The organism is Morganella morganii, assembly GCF_019243775.1.
GTDB classification, from domain to species: domain Bacteria; phylum Pseudomonadota; class Gammaproteobacteria; order Enterobacterales; family Enterobacteriaceae; genus Morganella; species Morganella morganii.
This window is the reverse complement of sequence record NZ_CP069157.1, coordinates 756192-779134: the sequence shown is the minus strand read 5'-3', so window position 1 is coordinate 779134 and position 22943 is coordinate 756192. Positions and strand designations below refer to the sequence as shown.

Here is a 22943-nt window from a genome sequence, read left to right as displayed (position 1 = left end):
CTGTAATAACAAAATGGCAGGGCTCCCCTGCCATTTTGTGTTTAGTAAAAACCACAAATCTCATTAGAATGTGGTGTCTGTCTTTTTGAGGTTATCCCATGAACGATAATAAAATGACCCCGCTTGAGCGTCGCGCGACCTGGGGTTTAGGCTCGGTATTTTCTCTGCGCATGCTCGGCATGTTCATGGTATTGCCTGTTATCACCACGTTCGGACTCGATTTTAAAGACGCCACCAGCACCCTGATAGGCTTTGCCATTGGTGTCTACGGCCTGACCCAGGCCATCTTCCAGATCCCCTTCGGCCTGCTTTCTGACAAAATCGGCCGCAAGCCGCTGATTGTCGGCGGGCTGATTATTTTTATGGCGGGCAGTATTGTTGCCGCACTCAGCCACTCTATCTACGGTGTGATTGCCGGACGGGCGCTCCAGGGCGCAGGAGCGATATCTGCTGCCGTCATGGCATTACTGTCCGATACCACCCGCGAACAAAACCGCACCAAAGCGATGGCGTTTATCGGCATCAGTATCGGGATCACCTTTGCAGTTGCTCTGGTACTCGGCCCGGTACTGGCGGATATCATCGGTCTGTCCGGCCTGTTCTGGGGTATTGCCCTGCTCGCCTTCCTCGGGATCCTCGTCACCCTGTATGTGGTGCCGGACAACAAAGAGCACCGTCAGAACAGAGAAACCGCCGTGGTAAAAGGCGCGATTAAGCAGGTGCTGATGGATAAGCAGCTCGCCCGGCTGAATTTCGGGATCCTCGCCCTGCACACCCTGCTGATGGCCACCTTTGTCGCGCTTCCTCTGGTAATGAGTGATGCCGGGCTGGCGCGGGAATCTCACTGGAAGGCGTATCTGTACACGATGCTGATCGCCTTTGTGTCTGTTCTGCCGTTTATTATTTATGCGGAAAAGTACCGCAAAATGAAGCAGGTTTTTGTCAGTTGCGTAATCATGATGGCGCTGGCAGAAATCGTGTTTCTGCTGGCAGACAAAAACCTGTGGCTGCTTTACGGCGGATTACAGATTTTCTTTATCGCCTTCAATGTGATGGAAGCGATTCTGCCGTCACTGATCAGCAAAGAAGCGCCGGCGGGCTACAAAGGGACGGCGATGGGGATTTACTCCACCAGCCAGTTTATCGGCGTGGCACTGGGCGGCAGCCTCGGCGGCCTGCTCTACGGCATCAATGGTGCGGTAACGGTTTTCGGCGGTGGTCTGATACTGACACTCATCTGGCTGGCTGTTAGTCTGACACTGCGTCAGCCGCCGTATGTCAGCAGTCTGCGTCTGGAGTTACCGGAAAATGACGTAAATAATCCGGATATTGCTGTGAAATTACGCGAACAGCCGGGTGTGAGTGATGTAGTGATTATTGCGCAGGAACGGGCGGTGTATGTGAAAACAGATACCAGACTGTCAAACCGCAAACAACTTGAGGCCGTTTTACAGGGCTGACAGGAACCGGCAACCGTACTGATGCAGGTTGCCGGATAACACTCAGTCGCGGAAGTTTTTGAACTGGAAAGGCTGCCCCAGTTTTCCTTCGCGTACCAGTGCCATTACAGACTGTAAATCATCACGGGATTTGCCGGTCACCCGGACTTCTTCTCCCTGGATTTGCGCCTGCACTTTCAGTTTGCTGTCTTTGATCAGCTTGACGATCTTTTTCGCCAGTGCAGCATCGATCCCCTGTAACAGGGTTGCCTCAACACTGTACAGCTTACCGCTGTGAACAATCTCATCCGGTACAGTCAGAGACGCACCGTCAATTCCGCGTTTCGCCAGTTTTTCCCGCATAATATCAACCAGCTGATTGACCTGGAAATCAGATTCACTGGTCATTTTAACACTGTTATTTTTCTCATTGAGCTCAATCGTGGCGGTAATGTTGCGGAAATCCCAGCGACTGGTCACTTCACGCTGTGCGTTTTCCACGGCATTGCGCACTTCATGTAATTCAACTTCAGAAACAATATCAAATGATGGCATCGGAAGACCTCCCTATATTCAACTGACCGGCATAATACCGGGTTTATCAGACCAACAAAAGCACTATATTTCCCGCTATATTTACTAAGGTGCAAACGGCCAAAAAGTGGTACTATTCAGTGATATTGCTCACATCTTTTTCGCTGTCCGGAGTCCTTATGAAAATAACAGTACTGGGTTGCGGCGCAATCGGGAAACTCTGGCTCGCTGCACTGTCAGGCAATCATGAGGTGCAGGGATGGATGCGTATTCCCCAGCCCTACCTGAATGTGAATATTGACTCTCTGAACGGGGAGCCGTTTTACGGGCAATTTACCACAAACGATCCGGAATTCCTCGCACAAACCGAATTATTACTGGTTTGCCTGAAAGCCTGGCAAACCTCCGAAGCGGTCAATCAGTTGCTGCCGCAGATACCGGAATCCTGCCCGGTGTTACTGCTGCACAATGGCATGGGCGTGGCGCGTGAGTTATCCCCCTGCCCGAATCCGCTGCTGACCGGCATCACCTCCCACGGCGCATATGAAGAAAACGGCCTGCTGCATCACAGCCGCCGGGGACTGACCCATATTGGCCCTGTGAATGAACGCGCCCGTCATTACGGCCATCTGGCGGATATTCTGCATGATGCACTGCCGGATGTGGCCTGGCATGATGAAATCGATGCGGCCAGCTGGCAAAAACTCGCCGTGAACTGCGTTATTTCTCCGCTCACCGTTATCTATGACTGCAAAAACGGCGGACTGTTGGCGCACCTGCCGCAAATCCGCGTACTGTGTGATGAAGCTGCTGAAGTGATGCTGCGCGAAGGGATCCACACTGACGGTGATAATATCTATGAATATATTCTTCATGTGATTGAAAAAACCGCGGATCACAGCTCATCCATGCGCCGGGATATTCTTTACGGCCGTTATACCGAAATTGATTACATCACCGGCTATCTGCTGCAACGTGCCCGTTATCACGGGATCCTGCTGCCGGAACATATTCACGTTTACAGCCTCGTCAAACAAAAAGAGGAACAAAATGCCCCCTTCAGTTCTCATTTGTCTCGCTGACGGCTGCGAAGAAACCGAAACCGTCACCACCGCTGATTTGCTGGTGCGTGCCGGTGTAACGGTCACACTCGCCAGTGCCAATGATGACGGCAGTTGCCTGATCACCGGCTCACGCGGGATCCGCATTATGGCCGATGTGCCGCTGGTGCGGGTAGCGGACACCCCGTTTGATGCCATTGTGCTGCCGGGTGGCCTGAAAGGCGCGGAGAATCTGCGTGACAGCCCGCTGGTGATTGAAAAAATCCGCCGTATGCATTGTGACGGGCACATTGTTGCCGCTATCTGCGCAGCGCCGTCTGTCATTCTGGTGACCCACAACCTGTTTCCGCTCGGCAATATGACCGGCTATCCGGCGCTGGAAGATAAAATACCGGCAAAACAGTGGGTCAATCAGCGGGTCTATTTTGATGAGCGCGTTAACCTGCTTACCAGCCAGGGCCCGGCCACCGCCATCGATTTTGCCCTGCGTCTGACAGAGCGTCTTTGCGGACAGGAAACCGCAGCAAAAGTGGCGGCAGAATTAGTACTGCCGCCGGGGATATGGGATTATCAGGATACCCCTTACCGCACGCTGGCTGATCAGGGCTGAATAACAAGCGGAGCCGGTGTTGCGGGCTCCTGTATTACCTCAGGAGCCTGTTCCGGTTCTGCACCCTTTTCAGGCTCCGGAACCACCATCATCCAGACTTTGGGTTTCAGTGAATAATGTCCCGCTTTCAGCGCTGCCCAGGCCGCCTGCTTCTCTTCTTCAGAGGCATACTGAATATCCTGGTAATCACGCTCTTCCCAGACCTGTTTATCCGGCTGACCGTCTGTGACTTCCGTGGCTTGCTGCCAGATCTGACAATAGAACGATAAATCAGAATAACCGCTGACACAGACCAGCGCATCATCCTGTCCGTCGCCATCCGCATCCGCCATAAAGCCGAGACACTCCCCGCCTGCGGAGGATTCAGTACAGAACCAGGCGCGTGTCACATCATATTTTCCTTCCCACCAGGATTCCGGCAGCGCCGGGCTGCCCGCTACTGTGAGCATTACCTCCCGCAGTGTCCGGCGGTTATCCTGATCATAAGAGGAGTATGTCAGTGCTTTACTGTATTCCGGATTTTCATTCAGCATCGCGAGTACCGCCTCTCCCCGTTTACCCAGGTCTTCCAGGGTATAGCGGATATCAGAGGTGACTTTGATTCTGCCCTTTTCAATACCCGCCAGAATACTGTTTGCCGTGATCTGTTTAAAATCCGCCAGCGGACTGCTGATCACCAGGATAATCGCCATCAGTATCAGTAATCCGGCTTTGTTGACCGGCCCGAGCAATCCGGCCCATCCGCTGCGTTTCCATAACAGTGCCGCGCTGTACGCCAGCACGACCACCGCCAGGAACAGGGCGATACAAAATCCGTATAACCGGTCGATACTCCAGCTGTACTGATTAACACGCACCAGAATGCCGTAAACCGATAACAGCGAAAAAACGTTCAGCAACAGCACACCGGCCAGTACCAGTCCGTTGAGCCATGAGCGGAAACGTGGCACACATTCATTACCGTAAACCAGATTCAGCAGCAGGATATTCAGCGAAACAAACCAGATCATGGTGAATGAACCCAGCCCGCTGACACGGACGCCGGTCACCACGGATAACAGCAATCCGCCTGCCGCAATCACACCGATAACAGTCAGCAGCGGTAACAGTACCCGCGCCACATAACCGGCGATTTTTCCGGTGCTGAACGTGAATACCGTCCGGATAAACACAAGGCTGATATTGAACCCGAGGCAGAAACTCATCCAGAAATACAGAGAATCATTCAGCCAGTCACTGAGAAATTCCAGATTCACAATCCGGAACAGGTAAACCGCCAGAAACAGCATTCCCATCACCAGCAGGCCGATAAGCCCCGCCAGCGCACCCAGCACGGTATTTCTGACATACTGCTCTGTCAGCAGCACATAATCCGGGTTCCACGAGCCGGACAACTGCCGCAACTGAAACCACGGCAGAATCAGCCAGAACAGCAGTACCATCAGAGGAATGAGTGAAGAGAGCTCACGGGTGTGGCCCGCCGTTGCCTCACTCAGATACCAGAAATTCATCCAGACACAGAGAACGGCAGTCAGCAGCAGCCCTGCCCAGAGTGCCGCCGAAGAAAAACGGTTAATCAGATAACTGAATACCGACGGCACAAACAGCGCCAGCAGCATCGGCAGCCAGACCAGCGACCCCGGCACCTGCCACGAACTGCGGATAAGGTAATCGGATGTTGCATTCAGTGTAAGCCCCTGAAGGAGCGCCACCACAATAACAATAACATAGACAAAACGGCTTGCCGGTGCCTGAAGCGCACTGTTTTTCATTCTGAAACCCCGTCAGTAATATAGGTTGCTGCCGGACAGCATAGTGCCGGAACCGGCACAACGGTATCCCTTAAACTCTGAAAAAAGACAATAAAAAACCCCGCCTCCACAGAGGCGGGGTTCAGAAATAAATGACAGCTGCGACTCAGGGACGATACACCTTCACATTGGTATAGCCCTGCTCTGCCAGATACAGCGCCTGCAGACGGCTCATCACCCCGCGATCGCAGTAGAGCAGATAAGTGGTCTCCGCCGGTAAATCACCGAACTGAGTGCTGAGCTTGTAGAACGGCAGTGTGCGCACTTCCGTTCCCTCAATTTTCAGCGGATGCGCTTCCTGTTCATCCGGCGAGCGGATATCCAGCACCACATCGGTGGCAGACAGTTCTGATACCATCTCCACTTCAGTAACCTGCTGCTCACTCTGCTGCGCGATCACACGGATATCCATGTTCTGCGCGTTGAGCACCACATCATCCAGAATCGCAAAGTCGAATTTCTCTTCTTCGGCTTCGATTTTCTCTTTCACCGCTTTCACAGTCGGGTTTTTCGAGATCACGCCGCAGAATTCCGGCATGGTACGGGCAAAATCTTCAGTACCGATCTGACGGGCAAGATTGATAATGGTTTCTTTGTCGTGTGAGATCAGCGGACGCAGCACCAGGGTGTCTGTCGCGTTGTCGATCATGCGCAGGTTAGTCAGCGTCTGGCTGGAAACCTGTCCCAGCGCCTCGCCGGTCACAATCGCCTGCACGCCATAGCGTTCCGCGACACGGGATGCCGCACGGACCATCATCCGCTTGAGCACCACGCCCATCTGGCCGTCATCCACTTTTTCCAGAATTTCTGCCACCACCGGCTCAAAGTTCACTGCCACAAAGCGGACTTTGTGCGAGCTGCCGAAGCGGTTCCACAGGTAATGCGCCACCTGTTTCACACCGATTTCATGTGCCGCACCGCCTAAATTAAAGAAGCAGTAGTGAACACGGCAGCCGCGGCGCATCAGCATATAGCTGGAGACACCGGAATCGAACCCGCCGGAGATCAGAGATAACACATCTTCCTGAGTCCCGATCGGGAAACCACCGATCCCTTCCAGACGGCGTACCACGAGGATCAGTTTGTCATCTTCCACTTCCAGATTCACCGTCACATCCGGATGCGTCAGTTTTACCTTCGCGGACGGAATATGCTGGTTCAGGCCGCCACCGACATAGCGCTCCAGCTCAATGGAACTGAACGGGTGCTTACCACGGCGCTTGGCGCGGACACAAAAGGTTTTGTTTTCCAGTGATGCGGCATACATTTCGAAGGTCTGCTCATAAATATTATGCAGATCGGTAAATGCGCGCTCTTCCACCTGTAAAATATGGTGGATACCGGGAATACGGGTCAGGCGGTCAGCCACACCTTCGCCAAGCTCTTCTTTCTTCACGCGGACTTCAAGATAGTCCCAGTGACGGACAACCGCCACATCTTCGGCCAGATCTTTAAGCACATTACGGATGTTACTGGTCAGAATTTTAATAAAGCGCAGGCGGACACTCTGGCTTTTGATGGTAATTTCAGGAAATAATTTAATGATAAACTTCATAACGGTTTACTGGCTATCGGCTTGATTTGCAAAGGACGGAGCAGCCGGTGTCAGGCAGCGGCAATCCCCGTTGATGAAATTGAAAGGCGGCAGTATATCACCATATCTCGATCTGCCCCGTAAAAATCGTAAATGAAAGGCACAATTTTCACTGAAAAGTGTAAACTAGGAATTATTTGCGACATAAATGCAACATCACTGAAAAACAGACCATGACCAAAAAAACATCCGCAACGAAAACCGATGCACTGAGCTTTGAAGCATCACTCGATGCCCTTGAAGGGATCGTCACCCGTCTGGAAGCGGGTAACCTGCCGCTGGAAGAAGCCCTGGCCGAGTTTGAACGCGGTATCGCACTGACCCGCACCAGCCAGAAAACCCTGATGGCAGCCGAACAGCGGGTTCAGATCCTGCTGAATGATGATGAAAACGCCCCGCTGAGCGATTTTACACCTGAAAACGACTGACCGCCCGGATCCGGCGGTTCCTGTGTGAACGAGAATGACCATGCCAGAACAAACTCCCGAAACATTCCGCAACCAACTGACACAGGCCAGAGAGCGTGTTGATCACGTTCTTGATGAGATCCTGACCACACTGCCGTTCGCCGCCACCGACATGGGTAAAGCCATGCATTACGGCGCCCTGCTCGGCGGAAAACGTCTGCGCCCGTTCCTGGTGTACGCCACCGGTGAAATGTTTGGTGTGACGGCTGAAAACCTGGATGCCCCGGCAGCAGCCATTGAGTGCATTCACGCCTATTCCCTGATCCATGACGATTTACCGGCCATGGATGACGACACACTGCGCCGCGGCAAACCAACCTGCCACGTCGCCTTTGGTGAAGCGAATGCTATTCTGGCGGGGGATGCCCTGCAAACCCAGGCATTTGCAATTCTCGCCGCCCGGCCGATGCCGGATGTCCGCCCGCAGGACCGTCTGGCGATGATCGCCGAACTGGCGGATGCCGCCGGTCTTGGCGGAATGTGCGGCGGCCAGGCACTTGATCTGGCAGCGGAAGGAAAAAACATCGGTATTCATGCGCTGGAACAAATACATAACCATAAGACCGGTGCTTTAATCCGTGCTTCCGTCCGTATGGGCGCGATGAGTGCCGGTGAAGCAGGCTATGCCGTATTACCGGCTCTCGACACTTACGCACAGGCTATCGGCCTGGCGTTTCAGGTTCAGGATGACATTCTGGATGTTATCGGTCATACGGATGTGATCGGAAAAAGCCAGGGCAGCGACGCCGCTCACGGGAAGAGCACATATCCGTCACTGCTCGGGCTGAAAGCGGCTCAGGATAAAGCACAGGCGCTTTATCAGGAATCACTGGCTGCGCTTTCACAGCTTGAAGAACATCATTACAACACAGCAACCCTGCGTGAACTTGCTAATTTTGTGATTGAACGTAACAGCTAATCCGTCCGGCACGTTCCGGTATTTTCAGAAACTTTAATAAGAATTAGTGAGCATTACATGAGTATTGATATCGCTAAATATCCGACTTTGGCACTCGTTGAGACGCCTGATGATTTGCGTCTGTTACCGAAAGAGAGTTTACCGAAACTCTGCGATGAACTGCGGCAATATCTGTTAAACAGCGTCAGCCGTTCCAGCGGGCATTTTGCCTCCGGTCTCGGCACGATTGAACTGACCGTGGCACTCCATTATGTCTATCAGACTCCGTTTGATAACCTGATCTGGGATGTCGGCCACCAGGCCTATCCGCACAAGATCCTGACCGGGCGCCGTGACCGCATTGACACCATCCGCCATAAAAACGGGCTGCATGCTTTCCCGTGGCGTGAAGAGAGTGAATATGATGTTCTGAGTGTTGGTCACTCCTCCACCTCCATCAGTGCCGGTGTCGGGATGGCGGTTGCCGCTGCCCGTGAGGGACGCAACCGCAAAACCGTCTGTGTGATCGGCGACGGCGCGATCACCGCCGGTATGGCCTTTGAGGCAATGAACCACGGCGGGGATATCAAATCCGACATGCTGGTGATCCTCAACGACAACGAGATGTCCATCTCCGAAAACGTCGGTGCCCTCAACAACCACCTGGCGCAGCTGCTTTCCGGCAAGCTCTACACCACACTGCGTGAAGGCGGAAAGAAAGTGTTCTCCGGCCTGCCTCCTATCAAGGATCTGCTGAAGAAAACCGAAGAACACATCAAAGGCATGGTGGTGCCGAGCACCTTCTTTGAAGAGCTGGGCTTCAATTACATCGGGCCGGTAGACGGACACGATGTACTGGCACTGATCCAGACCCTGAAAAATATGCGTGACCTGAAAGGTCCTCAGTTCCTGCATATTATGACGAAAAAAGGGCGCGGTTATGAACCGGCTGAAAAAGATCCGATCAGCTGGCACGCCGTACCGCAGTTTGATCCGTCAACCGGCACACTGCCGAAAAGTAAATCGTCCAAACCGACCTTCTCAAAAATCTTCGGTGACTGGCTGTGTGAAGAAGCAGAGCACGACCCGAAACTGATGGCGATCACCCCTGCCATGCGCGAAGGTTCCGGTATGGTACGCTTCTCCAAATCCTTCCCGGATCAGTATTTTGATGTCGCGATTGCTGAACAGCACTCCGTCACCTTTGCCGCCGGACTGGCTATCGGTGGTTACAAGCCGGTTGTTGCGATTTACTCCAGCTTCCTGCAGCGCGCCTACGATCAGGTGATCCACGATGTCGCGATCCAGAAACTGCCGGTCCTGTTTGCTATCGACCGCGCCGGGATTGTCGGCAACGACGGTCCGACACACCAGGGCGCGTTTGATCTCTCCTTCCTGCGCATCCTGCCGAACATGGTGATCATGACCCCGAGTGATGAAAACGAGTGCCGCCAGATGCTGCACACCGGTTATCACTACGGCAAAGGCCCGGTTGCGGTGCGTTATCCGCGCGGCGGCGGCTGTGGTGCCACACTCCAGCCACTGACTCAGATTGAGATCGGTAAAGGTGTTGTGCGCCGTGAAGGGGAGAAAACCGCAATTCTGGTCTTCGGTACCCTGCTGGAAGAAGTCCTGAAAGCGGCAGAAAACCTGAATGCCACCGTGGTGGATATGCGTTTTGTCAAACCGCTGGATGAAGCCCTGATCCTGGAGATGGCAGCGAGCCATGACACACTGGTGACTGTCGAGGAAAACGCCGTTATGGGCGGTGCTGGCAGCAGTGTGAATGAATTCCTGATGGCGCAGCGCAAGCCGGTGCCCGTGCTCAATATCGGCCTGCCGGACAGCTATGTGCCGCAGGGCGACCAGGAAGAGATCCGCAGCGATATGGGCCTGGATGCAGAGCATATTCAGAAGTCGATCGAAGCGTATCTGGCAAAAGCCTGATTATCCTTCCGGACACAAAAAACCCTGCTGATGCAGGGTTTTTTATGTCATCAATAATGTCTTTGCCGCTTACTCCGCAGCCGCTTTCACCGCAAAGTGGTCAAACCCGCTCAGGGCCGGTTTTACTTCCTCACCTTTACTGAAATAGCGGATGCCGTCACTCTCCGGTTTCATCTGCCCGATACAGCAGAAAGGTGCGCCGGTGTGTGCCAGTGCCATTTCCAGTGCGCCACGATTGATTTCCGGAACGGTAAAGCACAGTTCATAATCCTCACCGCCCGCCAGTGCACGGGCGAGAGCCTGCTCCGGTGATGAACAGGCTTTCAGTGCCTCAGACATCGGTAAGTTATCCAGTTCAATCCTGGCACCGCAGCGGCTGGCTTTCAGGATATGGCCGAGATCGGAAATCAGCCCGTCAGAGATATCTATCGCAGAGGATGCGAGATCGCGCAGCGCCTGTCCCTGCAGGATACGCGGCTGCGGACGCAGATGGCGTTTCAGCAGATATTCTTTGTGTGCCGGGTCTTCGGGCTGCAGCTCACCCAGTAAAATCGCCAGTCCGGCGGCACTGTCACCCAGTGTGCCGGTGACATAGATCCAGTCGCCGTTACGGGCACCGGCGCGTTTCATCGCCCGCCCGGCCGGGACCAGACCATGAACCGTCAATGTCAGGCTCATCGGGCCGCGTGTGGTATCGCCGCCGATTAACTGCATACCGTAATAATTCAGTTGCTCAAAGAAGCTGTCGCTGAACTCACCCAGCCACGCTTCATCAATGGACGGCAGTGTCAGCGCCAGGGAAACCCAGGCCGGATCCGCGCCGATAGCGGCCAGATCACTTAAATTCACAGCAAGGGATTTCCACGCCAGATCACGGGCAGAAACGGAAGGCAGAAAATGAATACCGGACACCAGGGTATCCGTGCTGACAGCAACCTGCTGTTTTTCCGCTACGGTCATCAGAGCGCAATCATCCCCGATACCCAGTTCAACGTCCCGGCGGTAATAGTGCTGCCGGTCAAAAAAACGCCGGATGAGATCAAATTCACCACAAGCCATAATCAGAAATTCCGCAATCAGATAAAGACAAAAGGCCGGTTAAACCGGCCTCTTTTATATCATGTCATTTATGTCCGTGCATAAAAGTATCAGATGATTACTTTCTGCGGGCATTTGGCGCGGCTTTATCAAGCACGCCATTGACAAATTTGTGGCTCTCTTCCGCGCCGAACACTTTTGCCAGTTCAATCGCTTCGTTGATAACCACTTTGTAAGGGACATCCTCACGGTAGCTTAATTCATACATCGCCAGACGCAGAACCGCTTTTTCCACCTGACCTAACTCCTCCAGCTGGCGGGAGAGGTACGGAGCCATCAGTGCATCAAGGCGCACCGCATTCGTTGCCGCACCGAAGAACAGCTCACGAAAATAGGCGACATCAACGTCTTTGACATCCTGCTCTGACAGAAATTCTGATTCAACATCCGCAATATTATTGCCGGATAACTGCCACGAATAAAGCGCCTGAACGGCACATTCACGAGCACGACGACGAGCTGCAGGTTTCACACATATCCCCTTACTAAAATCCGGATTCAGCCTTTGATGGCTTTAATTACATTAATCATTTCCAGCGCGGTCATCGCGGCTTCCGCCCCTTTGTTACCGGCTTTGGTTCCCGCACGTTCAATGGCCTGTTCAATATTTTCGGTGGTCAGCACCCCGAAAGTAACCGGAATCGAGCTGTTCATCGCAACGGCAGATAACCCGGAGCTGCATTCACCGGACACATATTCAAAATGTGCGGTGCCGCCGCGGATAACAGTACCCAGTGCAATAATAGCGTCATATTTTCCGGTATCAGCCAGTGTTTTCACTGCCAGAGGCAGTTCATAAGCACCCGGCACCCAGACCGTTGTAATGTTCTCAGAGGAGACCTGGCCAATACGCTCAAGCGCATCAACCGCACCGTCTAACAGGCTGTCGTTGATGAAGTTGTTAAAGCGGGCAATTGCGATGGCGATACGCGCACCCGGCGCACTGACAACACCTTTAATGACGTTCATAGCCTTTCCTTCTTACGAGTTTCATACTGCGGGGCGCGGATTTTATCACATTCTTTCCGTCGCCGCGCCTGTGTTTTTCAAACTCCGGAATAAAAATTAAATTCCGGCGTAAATTCAGAGGTTAATAAACCGGGGTCAGCCGCAGGCGGAGATCCGGCCCGACCATCGTGCAGTCGTCGATCCGCAACTGCGGCGCATCACGCAGATGCGCAAGCGGCGGCAGTGTAAAGAGATCCTGCGCATCACTGCCCAGAATCTTCGGTGCCAGATAAAGCACGATTTCATCCGCCAGTCCGGCTTTCAGCAGTGCGCCCGCCATATGTGAGCCGCACTCTGTCCAGATATGATTAATATTGCGTTTGCCGAGCTGCATCATCAGCAGAACCAAATCAACACCACAGCCGTTCTCCGGCAGGATCATTTCCTCAACGTTGCCCTGCCAGTTATCCGGCTGAGAAGCGGTCCGCGCCAGCCAGCAACTGCCCGGCAATTGTGTGACGCGGTGCTGAGCGGTCACCCGCTGACGGCTGTCTGTGATAATCCGCACCGGCTGACGGATATCCGTCTCCGGATAGCTCTGCTGCAGCGATGCCGGGAAATCCGCATGGCGGACAGTCAGGCCCGGATCATCTGCCAGAACCGTGGCACTGGTGGATAAAATCGCCCCGGCCTGTGCACGGAACTGCTGCACATCCTGCCGCGCGGCTTTTGAGGTGATCCACTGGCTTTCGCCGTTGGCTAATGCGGTTTTGCCGTCGATCGACGCAGCCATTTTCAGCTGAATATACGGGAAACCGGTACGCATCCGCTTAAAGAAGCCCTTATTCAGGGCTTCCGCTTCCTGCATCAGTACGCCGTGACTGACTTCAATACCCGCTTCGCGCAGTTTAAACAGACCGCGCCCGGCCACCTGCGGATTCGGATCCTGCATAGCGGCCACCACCCGGCTGACGCCGGCATTTATCAGCGCTTCGGCACACGGCGGTGTACGGCCGTGATGACTGCACGGCTCCAGTGTGACATACGCGGTGGCACCGCGTGCTTTATCACCGGCCATACGCAGCGCATGCACTTCCGCATGCGGTTCACCGGCACGCTGATGGTAACCTTCACCAACGATTTCGCCGTCACGGACAATCACACAGCCGACATTCGGGTTCGGCGCTGTGGTAAAACGACCCAGCGCCGCCAGTTCAAGGGCGCGGGCCATATAAAATTCATCAGAATGCATCATGTTCAGTCCTGCAGGCGGGCAATTTCCTCGCCGAATTCACGGATATCCTCAAAACTGCGGTAAACCGACGCAAAGCGGATATACGCGACTTTATCCAGCTTTTTCAGCTCGCTCATCACCAGTTCGCCGACAAACTTAGCAGAGACTTCCCGTTCGCCGGTAGCCCGTAACTGCGATTTGATGTGACTGAGGGAGGTTTCGATATCGTCAGAGCTGACGGGGCGTTTTTCCAGCGCCTTCTGCATACCGCGGCGCAGTTTTTCTTCGTCAAACGGTTCTCGGCTGTCATCACTTTTGACCACACGCGGCATCACCAGCTCGGCGACCTCAAACGTGGTAAAACGTTCGTGGCATTCCAGGCACTGACGGCGGCGGCGGACCTGAGAACCATCACCCACCAGGCGTGAGTCGATGACTTTGGTATCAACGGCGGAGCAAAACGGGCAATGCATAAATTATCCTGCGGGTCAATGAACTGTTGCGGTAGTTTACCCTGTTTATACATAAAAAACACCCTGCATGCATGCACATGCAGGGTGTTTTATGTTTTTTCGCGGCAGAAATTACGGCAGGATAGATTCCTGGTCCGCGCCTTCTTTTTCCACTTTCTGCACAATCAGGTGCTCACGCTTCATACCCAGTTTCAGGGCCAGCGCAGACGCCACGTAGATTGAGGAAATCGTACCGATAGACACACCAATCAGCATGACCAGCGAGAAGCCTTTCAGCATTGCACCACCGAAGATATAGAGCATCAGAACCACTAACAGGGTGGTTGCCGATGTCATAATGGTACGGCTTAACGTCTGAGTCAGGGAAACGTTCATGATCTCATACGAGGTACCACGGCGGATTTTGCGGAAGTTCTCACGGATACGGTCAGATACCACGATGCTGTCGTTCAGTGAGTAACCGATAACCGACATCAGGGATGCCACAATGGTCAGGTCAATCTCAATATGGAACAGCGACAGTACGCCGAGGGTGATGATAACGTCGTGCGCCAGCGCGATAACCGCACCTAACGCCAGACGCCATTCAAACCGCATCGCCACATAGATCAGGATACAGATTAATGCCGCGATCAGCGCCATTGCGCCGGTCTGAGCCAGTTCCGCACCCACACTCGGGCCGACGAACTCGATACGTTTGACCACCGCACTCTCATCAATGTTTTTATTGATCACATTGATAACGGTTTTACCCAGTTCCTGACCCGCAGTACCTTCTGCCGGCGGCAGACGTACCATGATGTCACGGCTGCTGCCGAAGTTCTGGATCAGCGGATCTTTAAACCCTGCCTGCGCAACGGTATCACGGATTTTATCCAGATCTGCCGGCTGGCTGAAGTTAACTTCAATGACGGTACCGCCGGTAAAGTCCAGACCCCAGTTAAACCCTTTCACGCCGATGATTGCCACAGAGGCAATCAGCAGCAGTGCCGAGATGGTAAATGCCACGTTGTCCCAGCGCATAAAGTCATAGACTCTGCGGCCGTGGTTTAATTGTTCAACAGTATAATCCTGTGCCACAACGTGCTCCTTAAATAGACAGCTTATTAATACGTTTACCGCCATACAGCAGGTTCACGATGGCACGTGTACCGATAATCGCTGTAAACATGGAGGTTGCCACACCAATGGCTGTCGTAATCGCAAACCCTTTAATCGAACCGGTACCGACCGCGTAAAGAATGACAGCAGTAATCAGTGTGGTTAAGTTTGCGTCGATAATACTTGAGAAGGCGCCTTTGTACCCTTCATGGATTGCCTGCTGGACAGAACGCCCGTTGCGCAGTTCCTCTTTGATACGTTCGTTTATCAGAACGTTCGCATCAACCGCAACCGCAAGGGTCAGCACGATCCCCGCAATCCCCGGCATGGTCAGCGTAGCGCCCGGTAACAGCGACATCACCCCGACAATCAGGATAAGGTTCGCCAGTAACGCGCTGCTCGCGATCAGACCGAATTTACGGTAGTAGATCACCATGAACAGAATTGAGGCCATCAGCCCCCACAGACACGCTTCCAGGCCCTGCTCGATATTCTGCAGACCCAGAGTCGGCCCGATGGTCCGCTCTTCCACAATCTGGATTGGTGCAATCAGGGCACCGGCACGCAGCAGCAGTGATAACTGACGTGCTTCATTGGCATTATCAATCCCGGTGATACGGAAGTTTGATCCTAAACGGGACTGAATATTGGCAATGTTGATAACTTCTTCGTTTTTCTCAAGGATTGAGCGGCCTGCGGCATCTTTACGCCCGCTGTCTTTATATTCGACAAACAGGGTCGCCATCGGCTTATACAGGTTATCCTTGGTGAAATCGGACATGGTGTTACCACCGGCGCTGTCGAGCGAGATGCTGACCTGCGGCTGACCGTACTCATCACTCTGTGAAGTGGAGTCAGTAATGTGGTCACCGGTCAGAATCACACGCTTGTACAGGGCGACTTTGCGTCCGTCACGGGTGTATTTCACTTCAGTGTCACCCGGGATACGGCCTGCTTCGATAGCGGCAGGGTCAACAGCACCGTTGACCAGACGGAATTCCAGGGTGGCAGTTGCCCCGAGGATTTCTTTCGCCCGTGCGGTGTCCTGAATACCCGGTAATTCCACCACGATGCGGTCCGCACCCTGACGCTGTACCAGCGGCTCGGCAACACCGAGCTGGTTAACACGGTTACGCAGGATAGTGATGTTCTGCATGACAGCATAGCTGCGCGCTTCACTTAAGCGCTGGTCGCTCATTACGGCGGTCAGCGTGTTATCTGTACCGTCTTTGAAGACTAAATCGCGCAGGCGTTTAGATAACAGCGAGCTGGCTTCGGAACGTGATGCATCATCACGGAAGCGGACTTCCACGCCGTAATCCGCTGATTTGCGGACAGACGCAAACGGAATGCTGTTTTCACGCAGCAGCGAGCGGATACCGTCGAGGTTCTGCTCCTGCAGTTTACCCAGCGCGGTTTCCATATCCACTTCCATCAGGAAGTGAACACCACCACGCAGGTCGAGACCCAGTTTCATCGGCTCGCCACCCACGGCGGTCAGCCATTTCGGTGTCGCCGGGGCAAGGTTCAGGGCAACAACATATTGCTCACCTAAGCCTTTCACCAGCTCTTCACGGGCACGTAACTGGATATCAGGATTTGAGAAACGGGCAAGTATCACACCGTTTTCCAGTGCGACCGACTTACTCGCGATCTGATCTTTTTCTAAAATGGTCCGGACCTGATCCAGGGTCTGTTCATTGGCGGCGGTTCCCCGCGCGCCAGTGATTTGAACAGCCGGATCCTCTCCATACAGGTTTGGAAGCGCATAAAGCAAACCGATGAGGATCGCAGCGATCAGCATCAGATACTTCCACAAAGGATAACGGTTTAACACGGCAGTCCCTTCGGGAAAATCATACTACAGGAAGATTACAGCGCCTTCAGTGTACCTTTCGGTAAAACTGCTGCGACGAAATCACGTTTGATGGTTACTTCAGTTGTTTCGTTCAGTTCCAGAACGATGTAGCCGGTGTCAGACACTTTAGCCACACGACCGATCAGACCACCGGTAGTTAACACTTCATCACCTTTGGTGATGGAGTCCATTAATTGCTTGTGTGATTTAGCACGTTTCTGTTGCGGGCGCAGGATCATGAAGTAGAAAATCAGCACGAAAACGACCAGCATAACAATCAGAGACATCGGGCTGCCCTGAGAAGCGGCTGCACCGGTTGATGCTACTGCGTCAGAAATGAAAAAACTCATCAAACTATCCTCTTGTTATTCACATAATTATCAGGCAGATAAACCTGCCGGTGGTGTATCGCCTATGTTATACACCACCGGGTGATCCCGTTTCGGGGAAATCACTCACTTAACGGCGGAACGGGTTTCCCGATCCGCTGATAAAATTCAGCGGCAAATGCTTCCAGACGGCCTTCTTCAATTGCCTGCCGGATACCCGCCATCAGACGCTGATAGTAGCGCAGATTATGAATGGTATTTAAGCGCGCGCCAAGGATTTCATTACAGCGATCCAAATGATGCAGGTAAGCACGCGTATAATTGCGGCAGGTATAGCAGTCACATTCCGCATCCAGCGGCGATGTATCTGATTTATACTTCGCATTACGGATTTTTACCACGCCGTCCGTCACAAACAGATGACCGTTACGGGCATTACGGGTCGGCATCACGCAGTCGAACATATCAATACCGCGGCGCACACCTTCCACCAGATCTTCCGGTTTACCCACGCCCATTAAATAGCGCGGTTTATCTTCCGGGATCTGCGGACAGACATGCTCGAGAATCCGGTGCATATCTTCTTTCGGCTCGCCGACAGCCAGACCGCCCACAGCGTACCCATCAAATCCGATTTCCACCAGTCCTTTCACAGACACATCGCGTAAATCTTCGTAAACACTGCCCTGGATGATACCGAACAGCGCATTCGGGTTACCCAGCTCATCGAAACGGTCACGGCTGCGTTTAGCCCAGCGCAGAGACATTTCCATGGATTTCTTCGCGTAGTCCCAGTCCGCCGGATACGGTGTGCACTCGTCAAAAATCATCACGATATCAGACCCGAGATCGTACTGAATTTCCATCGATTTTTCAGGACTTAAGAAGATTTTTTCACCGTTGATCGGGTTACGGAAATGGACACCTTCTTCTTTGATTTTGCGCATTGCGCCCAGGCTGAACACCTGGAAACCGCCGGAGTCAGTCAGAATCGGGCCTTTCCACTGCATAAAGTCATGCAGATCGCCGTGCAGTTTCATAATTTCCTGGCCGGGACGCAGCCACAGATGGAACGTGTTGCCTAATAAGATTTGCGCACCGGTCTCTTTCACTTCTTCCGGTGTCATCCCTTTCACTGTGCCATAAGTCCCCACCGGCATAAATGCAGGGGTTTCAACAACGCCACGATCAAAAATTAAGCGACCACGGCGCGCACGGCCGTCTGTCGTCTGCAGTTCATATTTCACAAAACCTCCGGCATCAGAAAAACAGTCTGATGATGTTTAATTAGCGGCAGTCAGTCAGCAGTCGCTGAAATCTGCCGGATCAATAATTCTGTAGTATATCAGTCGTCGTGACCAACTTTTTCAAATTTCGCCTGCGGGTTGCGGGTAATAAACATCGCATCCCCGTAGCTGAAGAAACGGTAACGTTCACGCACCGCCGCTTCATACGCCTGCATGGTGTGCTGATAACCGGCAAAGGCGGAAACCAGCATAATCAGCGTGGATTCCGGCAGATGGAAATTGGTGATCAGCGCATCCACCACCTGATACTCATATCCCGGATAAATAAAGATTTGGGTATCATCAAAGAATGGCGCTATCAGTGCATCCTGTGCCGCTTTCGCCGCACTTTCCAGGGAGCGCACGGATGTTGTGCCGACCGCAATCACTTTATTACCCCGCGCTTTACACGCCAGCACGGCATCAACCACATTCTGCGGCACTTCCGCATATTCGGAGTGCATGATGTGATCTTCGATGTTATCCACACGCACCGGCTGGAAAGTACCCGCCCCGACATGCAGGGTGACAAAGGCCATTTCCACGCCTTTTTCGCGCAGTGCCGCCAGCAGCGGCTCATCAAAGTGCAGCCCGGCAGTCGGTGCGGCCACCGCGCCGGGGCGGTCATTATACACGGTCTGGTATAACTCGCGATCCGACTCTTCATCAGGGCGGTCAATATAAGGCGGTAGCGGCATATGACCAATCTGATTCAGAATGGTCAGCACATCGCGCTCATCATCAAAACGGATTTCAAACAGCGCATCGTGACGCGCCACCATGGTGGCTTTCACGCTCTCATCTTCGCCCAGCAGCAGCTCCGCACCCTCTTTCGGTGCTTTCGATGCGCGGACATGCGCCAGTACACGGTGCTCATCCAGCATCCGCTCCACCAGCACTTCAATCTTTCCGCCGGAGGCTTTGCGGCCGAACATTCTGGCGGGGATCACGCGGGTATCATTAAATACCAGCAGATCACCGGGATTGAGTTTATTCAGCACTTCGGTGAAGATACCGTGGTTCAGTTCACCACTGATACCATCAAGCGATAACAGACGACACTTGCTCCGCTCCGCCTGCGGGTAGCGGGCAATCAGTTCGTCCGGCAGTTCAAAAGTAAAATCGGCAACACGCATGAGATTCTCGGTTTCATCTCAAAAAGAAAAACAGGCGCAATAGTCTAGTGCCCCGGTAAGCAGGGCGCAAGAAATAACCCGCCGACGGCGGAATAAAAGGCTGCGGTATTATGAATTTTCTCGCACATCTCCACCTTGCCTCACTGGCAAACAGCAGTTTTCTCGGCAATCTGATGGCCGATTTTGTCCGCGGCACACCGGAAGAACAGTACAGCGCACCGGTCGCGGCGGGGATCCGGCTGCACCGGCGTATTGATACCCTGACCGATTCACACCCGCTGGTGCGGGAAGCCCGTCAGCTGTTCCGCCCGGAATACCGCCGCTACGCGCCGATCACGCTGGATGTGGTCTGGGATCATTTTCTTTCCCTGCACTGGTCTCAGTTTGAACCGAAAACGTCGCTGACCGATTTCACACAACACGTCCGCGCAGTGATTGAACCGCAACTGGCGTTCACGCCGGTGAAATTTCAGGAGCTGAATGAGTTTATGTGGCCGCAGCGCTGGTTAATCCGTTATCAGGAGATCCCCTATATCGGACAGGTGTTGGCGGGGATGGCAAAACGACGTCCGAAACTTGCCGCGCTCAGGGAGACAAATCAGGATTTTACCGATAATTATCAGTCTCTTGAAAAGATATTCTTCCGCTTCTATCCGCAGATGATGGACAGTGTGACAAAGCCGTTTACAGGTCAGTAACGGTTTTTACGTTCATTCACACAATTAGCACTTGAACTTTACTCAAATAACTCTATCTTATTCGGGTAGCAGATAGAATAATGAACTATTGATAGGTAAAACCTATTATATTAATCGGTATTATGATCTTTAATACCATCCCCGGATTCTTTATTCTGTCTGTTGTTTATTGCCATACTCTATATAATCTTACAGGAGTAAATTATGGTTCTGGTAACCCGTCAAGCCCCCGATTTTACAGCTGCAGCCGTTATGGGTAACGGTGAAATTGTTGATAACTTCAATCTGAAAAAACACCTGAACGGCCGTCCGGCTGTTATCTTCTTCTGGCCGATGGACTTCACTTTCGTCTGCCCTTCTGAGCTGATCGCATTCGATCACCGCTATGAAGAATTCAAAAAACGCGGTGTGGAAGTGATTGGTGTGTCTATGGACTCAGAGTTTGTTCATAACGCATGGCGTAATACTGCTATCGACGATGGCGGTATCGGTCCGGTTCAGTATCCGATGATTGCGGATATCAAACATGACATCATGCGGGCTTACGGTGTTGAGTTTCCGGAAGCCGGTGTTGCTCTGCGCGGTTCTTTCCTGGTGGACAAAAACGGTGTTGTCCGTCATCAGGTCGTCAACGACCTGCCGCTGGGCCGTAACGTAGACGAAATGCTGCGTATGGTTGACGCACTGCAATTCCACGAAGAGCACGGTGATGTGTGCCCTGCACAGTGGGAAAAAGGTCAGGAAGGTATGAATGCATCTCCGAAAGGCGTTGCTGACTTCCTGAAAAAGAACTCCGGCAAACTGTAAGTTCCGGCAGTTAAGAGATACAAAAACCAGCCTGCGGGCTGGTTTTTTTGTGCCTGAATAACGGGCAAAAAAAATACCCGCACATGACAGGGTATTTTTATAATCCGGACTATCAGGCGTGTTTGTGATTCACTTCCGGCTCAGCGCCCATCAGGCGATCAACCACAATGGAAACCACCAGCACCGCCAGTGACGGCGCAAGCCACGCCAGGTCATATTTAAAGAACGGCAGCGACTCAATCCATGACGGCATATAAGGGCCGAACATTTTAGTGGCTTTCAGAGCACCCATCGTCCCGAGGATCAGGCTGACCAGCATTGCCGGCGCAACCACCCGTCCCGGTTTTTTCCAGAAACGCAGTGTGAAACTCAGCAGGATCAGCACAATACACGGCGGATAAATGGATACCAGCACCGGAATGGAGAATGCAATCAACTTGCTCAGCCCCAGGTTGGAGATCACCATGGAGAACGCACCGAGGATCCACACCAGAGTACGGTAAGAAATCGGCAGATAACGGCTGAAGAATTCCGCACAGGCGCAGGTCAGGCCGATCGCCGTTACCATACAGGCCACAAAAATCAGTACCGCCAGGAAGAAGCTGCCGTAGTTACCGAAAGTATACTGGACATACTCATGCAGAATTTCCGCACCATCGGCAGGGTTCGGGATAATCGACCCGCTGTTTTCCCCTAATTTGAACAGTGCCAGATAAACCAGTGTCAGCAGCACACCGGCAATCAGCCCGGCCCACATGGTATAGCGGGTCAGCAGTGAGGAGTTTTCCACTCCGCGCGAACGGGCGGCATTAACAATGACAATCCCGAAGACCATTGCACCAAGGGTATCCATGGTCAGATAACCATTAATAAACCCGTTGGAGAATGCCATTTCTTTATACTCCGGCGTTGCCATAATAGCATCACCGGCCGGCCACATTACCGCAGCCACCCCGAGGATAGCCAGAGCCAGCATTTTAACCGGTGCCAGCACATGGCCGACGCTGTCCAGCAATTTCCCCGGATACAGGGAAATACCGATCACACAGGCAAAGTAGATCACGCTGTAAATCAGCAGAGAAATATCAGATTCCCCGCCAACCAGCGGCGCAATCCCGATTTTATAAGAAACGGTGGCTGTACGCGGCGTGGCAAACAGCGGCCCGACGGACAGATAGGCCACAACAGCCAGCAGCAGCCCGGCGTATTTACCGACTGGTGTACTGAGTGCCTCAATACCGCCGCCGACTTTTGCCAGTGCGATCACGGTCAGAACCGGTAAACCAACGCCGGTGATCAGGAACCCGGCTGCCGCCGTCCAGACCATTTCGCCGGCCTGAAGGCCGACCATTGGGGGAAATATAATATTTCCCGCCCCGACAAACAGCGCGAAGGTCATAAAACCTAAGGCTAAAATATCTCGTGAAGTTAAACGATGCGCCATATTATTTTTGTCTGTTACTGTTAATTTAATGTGAAATATTCAATAAAAATATCGGAAATAAAAATCCAACTCCCTGATCTGTCACCGACGCTATCTCCTGCTGTTTTAACAATCTGTTAGCACTACGTTATTCATATTAAGTTAATAACTATAGTGATTATATTTAAAAA

General features: G+C 52.9%; 22 protein-coding genes. 8 read left to right on the top strand and 14 right to left on the bottom strand.

From position 1 onward, the window contains the following. The first annotated feature begins 98 nt into the window (after positions 1–98). The gene (locus JL661_RS03560; protein ID WP_062771856.1) at positions 99–1460 is read left to right on the top strand and encodes an MFS transporter; all 1362 of its coding nucleotides are present in this window, start codon (positions 99–101) and stop codon (positions 1458–1460) included. Positions 1461–1502: 42 nt separating this feature from the next. Here JL661_RS03560 and JL661_RS03555 read toward each other — a convergent pair whose 3' ends face one another. After that, positions 1503–1994 (bottom strand): YajQ family cyclic di-GMP-binding protein, encoded by a 492-nt coding sequence (locus JL661_RS03555; protein ID WP_004236442.1) that lies wholly within the window; start codon positions 1992–1994, stop codon positions 1503–1505. A gap of 158 nt (positions 1995–2152) precedes the next feature. Between JL661_RS03555 and panE the strand changes: the two genes are divergently transcribed. Then, the gene (gene panE, locus JL661_RS03550; protein ID WP_024474583.1) at positions 2153–3055 is read left to right on the top strand and encodes a 2-dehydropantoate 2-reductase; all 903 of its coding nucleotides are present in this window, start codon (positions 2153–2155) and stop codon (positions 3053–3055) included. After that, complete coding sequence (gene yajL, locus JL661_RS03545) at positions 3024–3644, top strand: protein deglycase YajL (protein WP_062771859.1); 621 nt, start codon at positions 3024–3026, stop codon at positions 3642–3644. The genes panE and yajL overlap by 32 nt, the downstream gene beginning before the upstream one ends. Here yajL and JL661_RS03540 read toward each other — a convergent pair. Next, complete coding sequence (locus tag JL661_RS03540; protein ID WP_062771862.1) at positions 3635–5416, bottom strand: DUF7057 domain-containing protein; 1782 nt, start codon at positions 5414–5416, stop codon at positions 3635–3637. The genes yajL and JL661_RS03540 overlap by 10 nt on opposite strands. Before the next feature lie 145 nt (positions 5417–5561). Then, positions 5562–7010: a tRNA uracil 4-sulfurtransferase ThiI gene (thiI, locus tag JL661_RS03535; protein ID WP_004240408.1), complete on the bottom strand. Its 1449-nt coding sequence runs from the start codon at positions 7008–7010 to the stop codon at positions 5562–5564. 212 nt (positions 7011–7222) lie between these two features. On the opposite strand from thiI, the gene xseB reads away from it, so the two are divergent. The 3 genes from xseB to dxs are packed head-to-tail and all read left to right on the top strand — an operon-like array spanning position 7223 to position 10361. Further along, positions 7223–7477 carry an exodeoxyribonuclease VII small subunit gene (gene xseB, locus JL661_RS03530; RefSeq protein ID WP_004236437.1) on the top strand — a complete coding sequence of 85 codons (255 nt, stop codon included), beginning with the start codon at positions 7223–7225 and terminating at the stop codon, positions 7475–7477. A gap of 34 nt (positions 7478–7511) precedes the next feature. Next, on the top strand, positions 7512–8435 hold the full coding sequence (gene ispA / locus JL661_RS03525; protein WP_004236435.1) for a (2E,6E)-farnesyl diphosphate synthase: 924 nt from the start codon (positions 7512–7514) through the stop codon (positions 8433–8435). A gap of 57 nt (positions 8436–8492) precedes the next feature. Further along, complete coding sequence (gene dxs, locus JL661_RS03520) at positions 8493–10361, top strand: 1-deoxy-D-xylulose-5-phosphate synthase (RefSeq protein WP_062771864.1); 1869 nt, start codon at positions 8493–8495, stop codon at positions 10359–10361. Between the two features lie 69 nt (positions 10362–10430). On the opposite strand, the gene thiL is transcribed toward dxs, so the two are convergent. The 10 genes from thiL to queA all read right to left on the bottom strand — a co-directional run bounded on the left by thiL (position 10431) and on the right by queA (position 19824). Continuing rightward, on the bottom strand, positions 10431–11420 hold the full coding sequence (thiL, locus tag JL661_RS03515) for a thiamine-phosphate kinase (protein WP_004240411.1): 990 nt from the start codon (positions 11418–11420) through the stop codon (positions 10431–10433). Between the two features lie 97 nt (positions 11421–11517). Beyond that, entirely contained in the window at positions 11518–11931 is a 414-nt protein-coding gene (gene nusB, locus JL661_RS03510) for a transcription antitermination factor NusB (protein WP_004240412.1), read from the bottom strand. Positions 11932–11957: 26 nt separating this feature from the next. Continuing rightward, entirely contained in the window at positions 11958–12428 is a 471-nt protein-coding gene (gene ribH, locus JL661_RS03505) for a 6,7-dimethyl-8-ribityllumazine synthase (protein ID WP_004236430.1), read from the bottom strand. A 121-nt stretch (positions 12429–12549) separates the two neighbouring features. Continuing rightward, positions 12550–13659: a bifunctional diaminohydroxyphosphoribosylaminopyrimidine deaminase/5-amino-6-(5-phosphoribosylamino)uracil reductase RibD gene (gene ribD, locus JL661_RS03500; protein WP_036416862.1), complete on the bottom strand. Its 1110-nt coding sequence runs from the start codon at positions 13657–13659 to the stop codon at positions 12550–12552. A 5-nt stretch (positions 13660–13664) separates the two neighbouring features. Continuing rightward, complete coding sequence (gene nrdR, locus JL661_RS03495; protein WP_004236428.1) at positions 13665–14114, bottom strand: transcriptional regulator NrdR; 450 nt, start codon at positions 14112–14114, stop codon at positions 13665–13667. Positions 14115–14225: 111 nt separating this feature from the next. Beyond that, a complete protein-coding gene (gene secF / locus JL661_RS03490) occupies positions 14226–15194 on the bottom strand; it encodes a protein translocase subunit SecF (protein ID WP_004240415.1) in 969 nt (322 codons plus the stop codon). Between the two features lie 10 nt (positions 15195–15204). Further along, the gene (gene secD, locus JL661_RS03485; RefSeq protein ID WP_004240417.1) at positions 15205–17052 is read right to left on the bottom strand and encodes a protein translocase subunit SecD; all 1848 of its coding nucleotides are present in this window, start codon (positions 17050–17052) and stop codon (positions 15205–15207) included. 35 nt (positions 17053–17087) lie between these two features. Then, entirely contained in the window at positions 17088–17423 is a 336-nt protein-coding gene (yajC, locus tag JL661_RS03480) for a preprotein translocase subunit YajC (protein WP_004236424.1), read from the bottom strand. Between the two features lie 101 nt (positions 17424–17524). Next, the gene (gene tgt / locus JL661_RS03475) at positions 17525–18649 is read right to left on the bottom strand and encodes a tRNA guanosine(34) transglycosylase Tgt (RefSeq protein WP_004240418.1); all 1125 of its coding nucleotides are present in this window, start codon (positions 18647–18649) and stop codon (positions 17525–17527) included. Positions 18650–18747: 98 nt separating this feature from the next. Then, positions 18748–19824 (bottom strand): tRNA preQ1(34) S-adenosylmethionine ribosyltransferase-isomerase QueA, encoded by a 1077-nt coding sequence (gene queA, locus JL661_RS03470; RefSeq protein ID WP_004236420.1) that lies wholly within the window; start codon positions 19822–19824, stop codon positions 18748–18750. Between the two features lie 110 nt (positions 19825–19934). Between queA and JL661_RS03465 the strand changes: the two genes are divergently transcribed. Together JL661_RS03465 and JL661_RS03460 are read left to right on the top strand one after the other, a co-directional pair. Further along, positions 19935–20522, top strand: a complete 588-nt coding sequence (locus JL661_RS03465; RefSeq protein WP_062771866.1) for an acyl carrier protein phosphodiesterase — start codon at positions 19935–19937, stop codon at positions 20520–20522. Between the two features lie 204 nt (positions 20523–20726). Then, positions 20727–21329 carry a peroxiredoxin C gene (locus tag JL661_RS03460; RefSeq protein WP_004240420.1) on the top strand — a complete coding sequence of 201 codons (603 nt, stop codon included), beginning with the start codon at positions 20727–20729 and terminating at the stop codon, positions 21327–21329. Positions 21330–21441: 112 nt separating this feature from the next. Here JL661_RS03460 and brnQ read toward each other — a convergent pair whose 3' ends face one another. Beyond that, a complete protein-coding gene (gene brnQ / locus JL661_RS03455; protein WP_015422964.1) occupies positions 21442–22773 on the bottom strand; it encodes a branched-chain amino acid transport system II carrier protein in 1332 nt (443 codons plus the stop codon). Positions 22774–22943: the final 170 nt, after the last annotated feature.

Coding starts and splice junctions, on each gene's coding strand:
- xseB (WP_004236437.1), top strand. CDS start 7,223: ATGACCAAAAAAACATCCGCAACGAAAACCGATGCACTGAGCTTTGAA.
- ribH (WP_004236430.1), bottom strand. CDS start 12,428: ATGAACGTCATTAAAGGTGTTGTCAGTGCGCCGGGTGCGCGTATCGCC.
- queA (WP_004236420.1), bottom strand. CDS start 19,824: ATGCGTGTTGCCGATTTTACTTTTGAACTGCCGGACGAACTGATTGCC.
- ispA (WP_004236435.1), top strand. CDS start 7,512: ATGACCATGCCAGAACAAACTCCCGAAACATTCCGCAACCAACTGACA.
- thiI (WP_004240408.1), bottom strand. CDS start 7,010: ATGAAGTTTATCATTAAATTATTTCCTGAAATTACCATCAAAAGCCAG.
- panE (WP_024474583.1), top strand. CDS start 2,153: ATGAAAATAACAGTACTGGGTTGCGGCGCAATCGGGAAACTCTGGCTC.
- yajL (WP_062771859.1), top strand. CDS start 3,024: ATGCCCCCTTCAGTTCTCATTTGTCTCGCTGACGGCTGCGAAGAAACC.
- JL661_RS03560 (WP_062771856.1), top strand. CDS start 99: ATGAACGATAATAAAATGACCCCGCTTGAGCGTCGCGCGACCTGGGGT.
- nrdR (WP_004236428.1), bottom strand. CDS start 14,114: ATGCATTGCCCGTTTTGCTCCGCCGTTGATACCAAAGTCATCGACTCA.
- dxs (WP_062771864.1), top strand. CDS start 8,493: ATGAGTATTGATATCGCTAAATATCCGACTTTGGCACTCGTTGAGACG.
- ribD (WP_036416862.1), bottom strand. CDS start 13,659: ATGCATTCTGATGAATTTTATATGGCCCGCGCCCTTGAACTGGCGGCG.
- JL661_RS03540 (WP_062771862.1), bottom strand. CDS start 5,416: ATGAAAAACAGTGCGCTTCAGGCACCGGCAAGCCGTTTTGTCTATGTT.
- brnQ (WP_015422964.1), bottom strand. CDS start 22,773: ATGGCGCATCGTTTAACTTCACGAGATATTTTAGCCTTAGGTTTTATG.
- JL661_RS03555 (WP_004236442.1), bottom strand. CDS start 1,994: ATGCCATCATTTGATATTGTTTCTGAAGTTGAATTACATGAAGTGCGC.
- JL661_RS03465 (WP_062771866.1), top strand. CDS start 19,935: ATGAATTTTCTCGCACATCTCCACCTTGCCTCACTGGCAAACAGCAGT.
- thiL (WP_004240411.1), bottom strand. CDS start 11,420: ATGGCTTGTGGTGAATTTGATCTCATCCGGCGTTTTTTTGACCGGCAG.
- JL661_RS03460 (WP_004240420.1), top strand. CDS start 20,727: ATGGTTCTGGTAACCCGTCAAGCCCCCGATTTTACAGCTGCAGCCGTT.
- yajC (WP_004236424.1), bottom strand. CDS start 17,423: ATGAGTTTTTTCATTTCTGACGCAGTAGCATCAACCGGTGCAGCCGCT.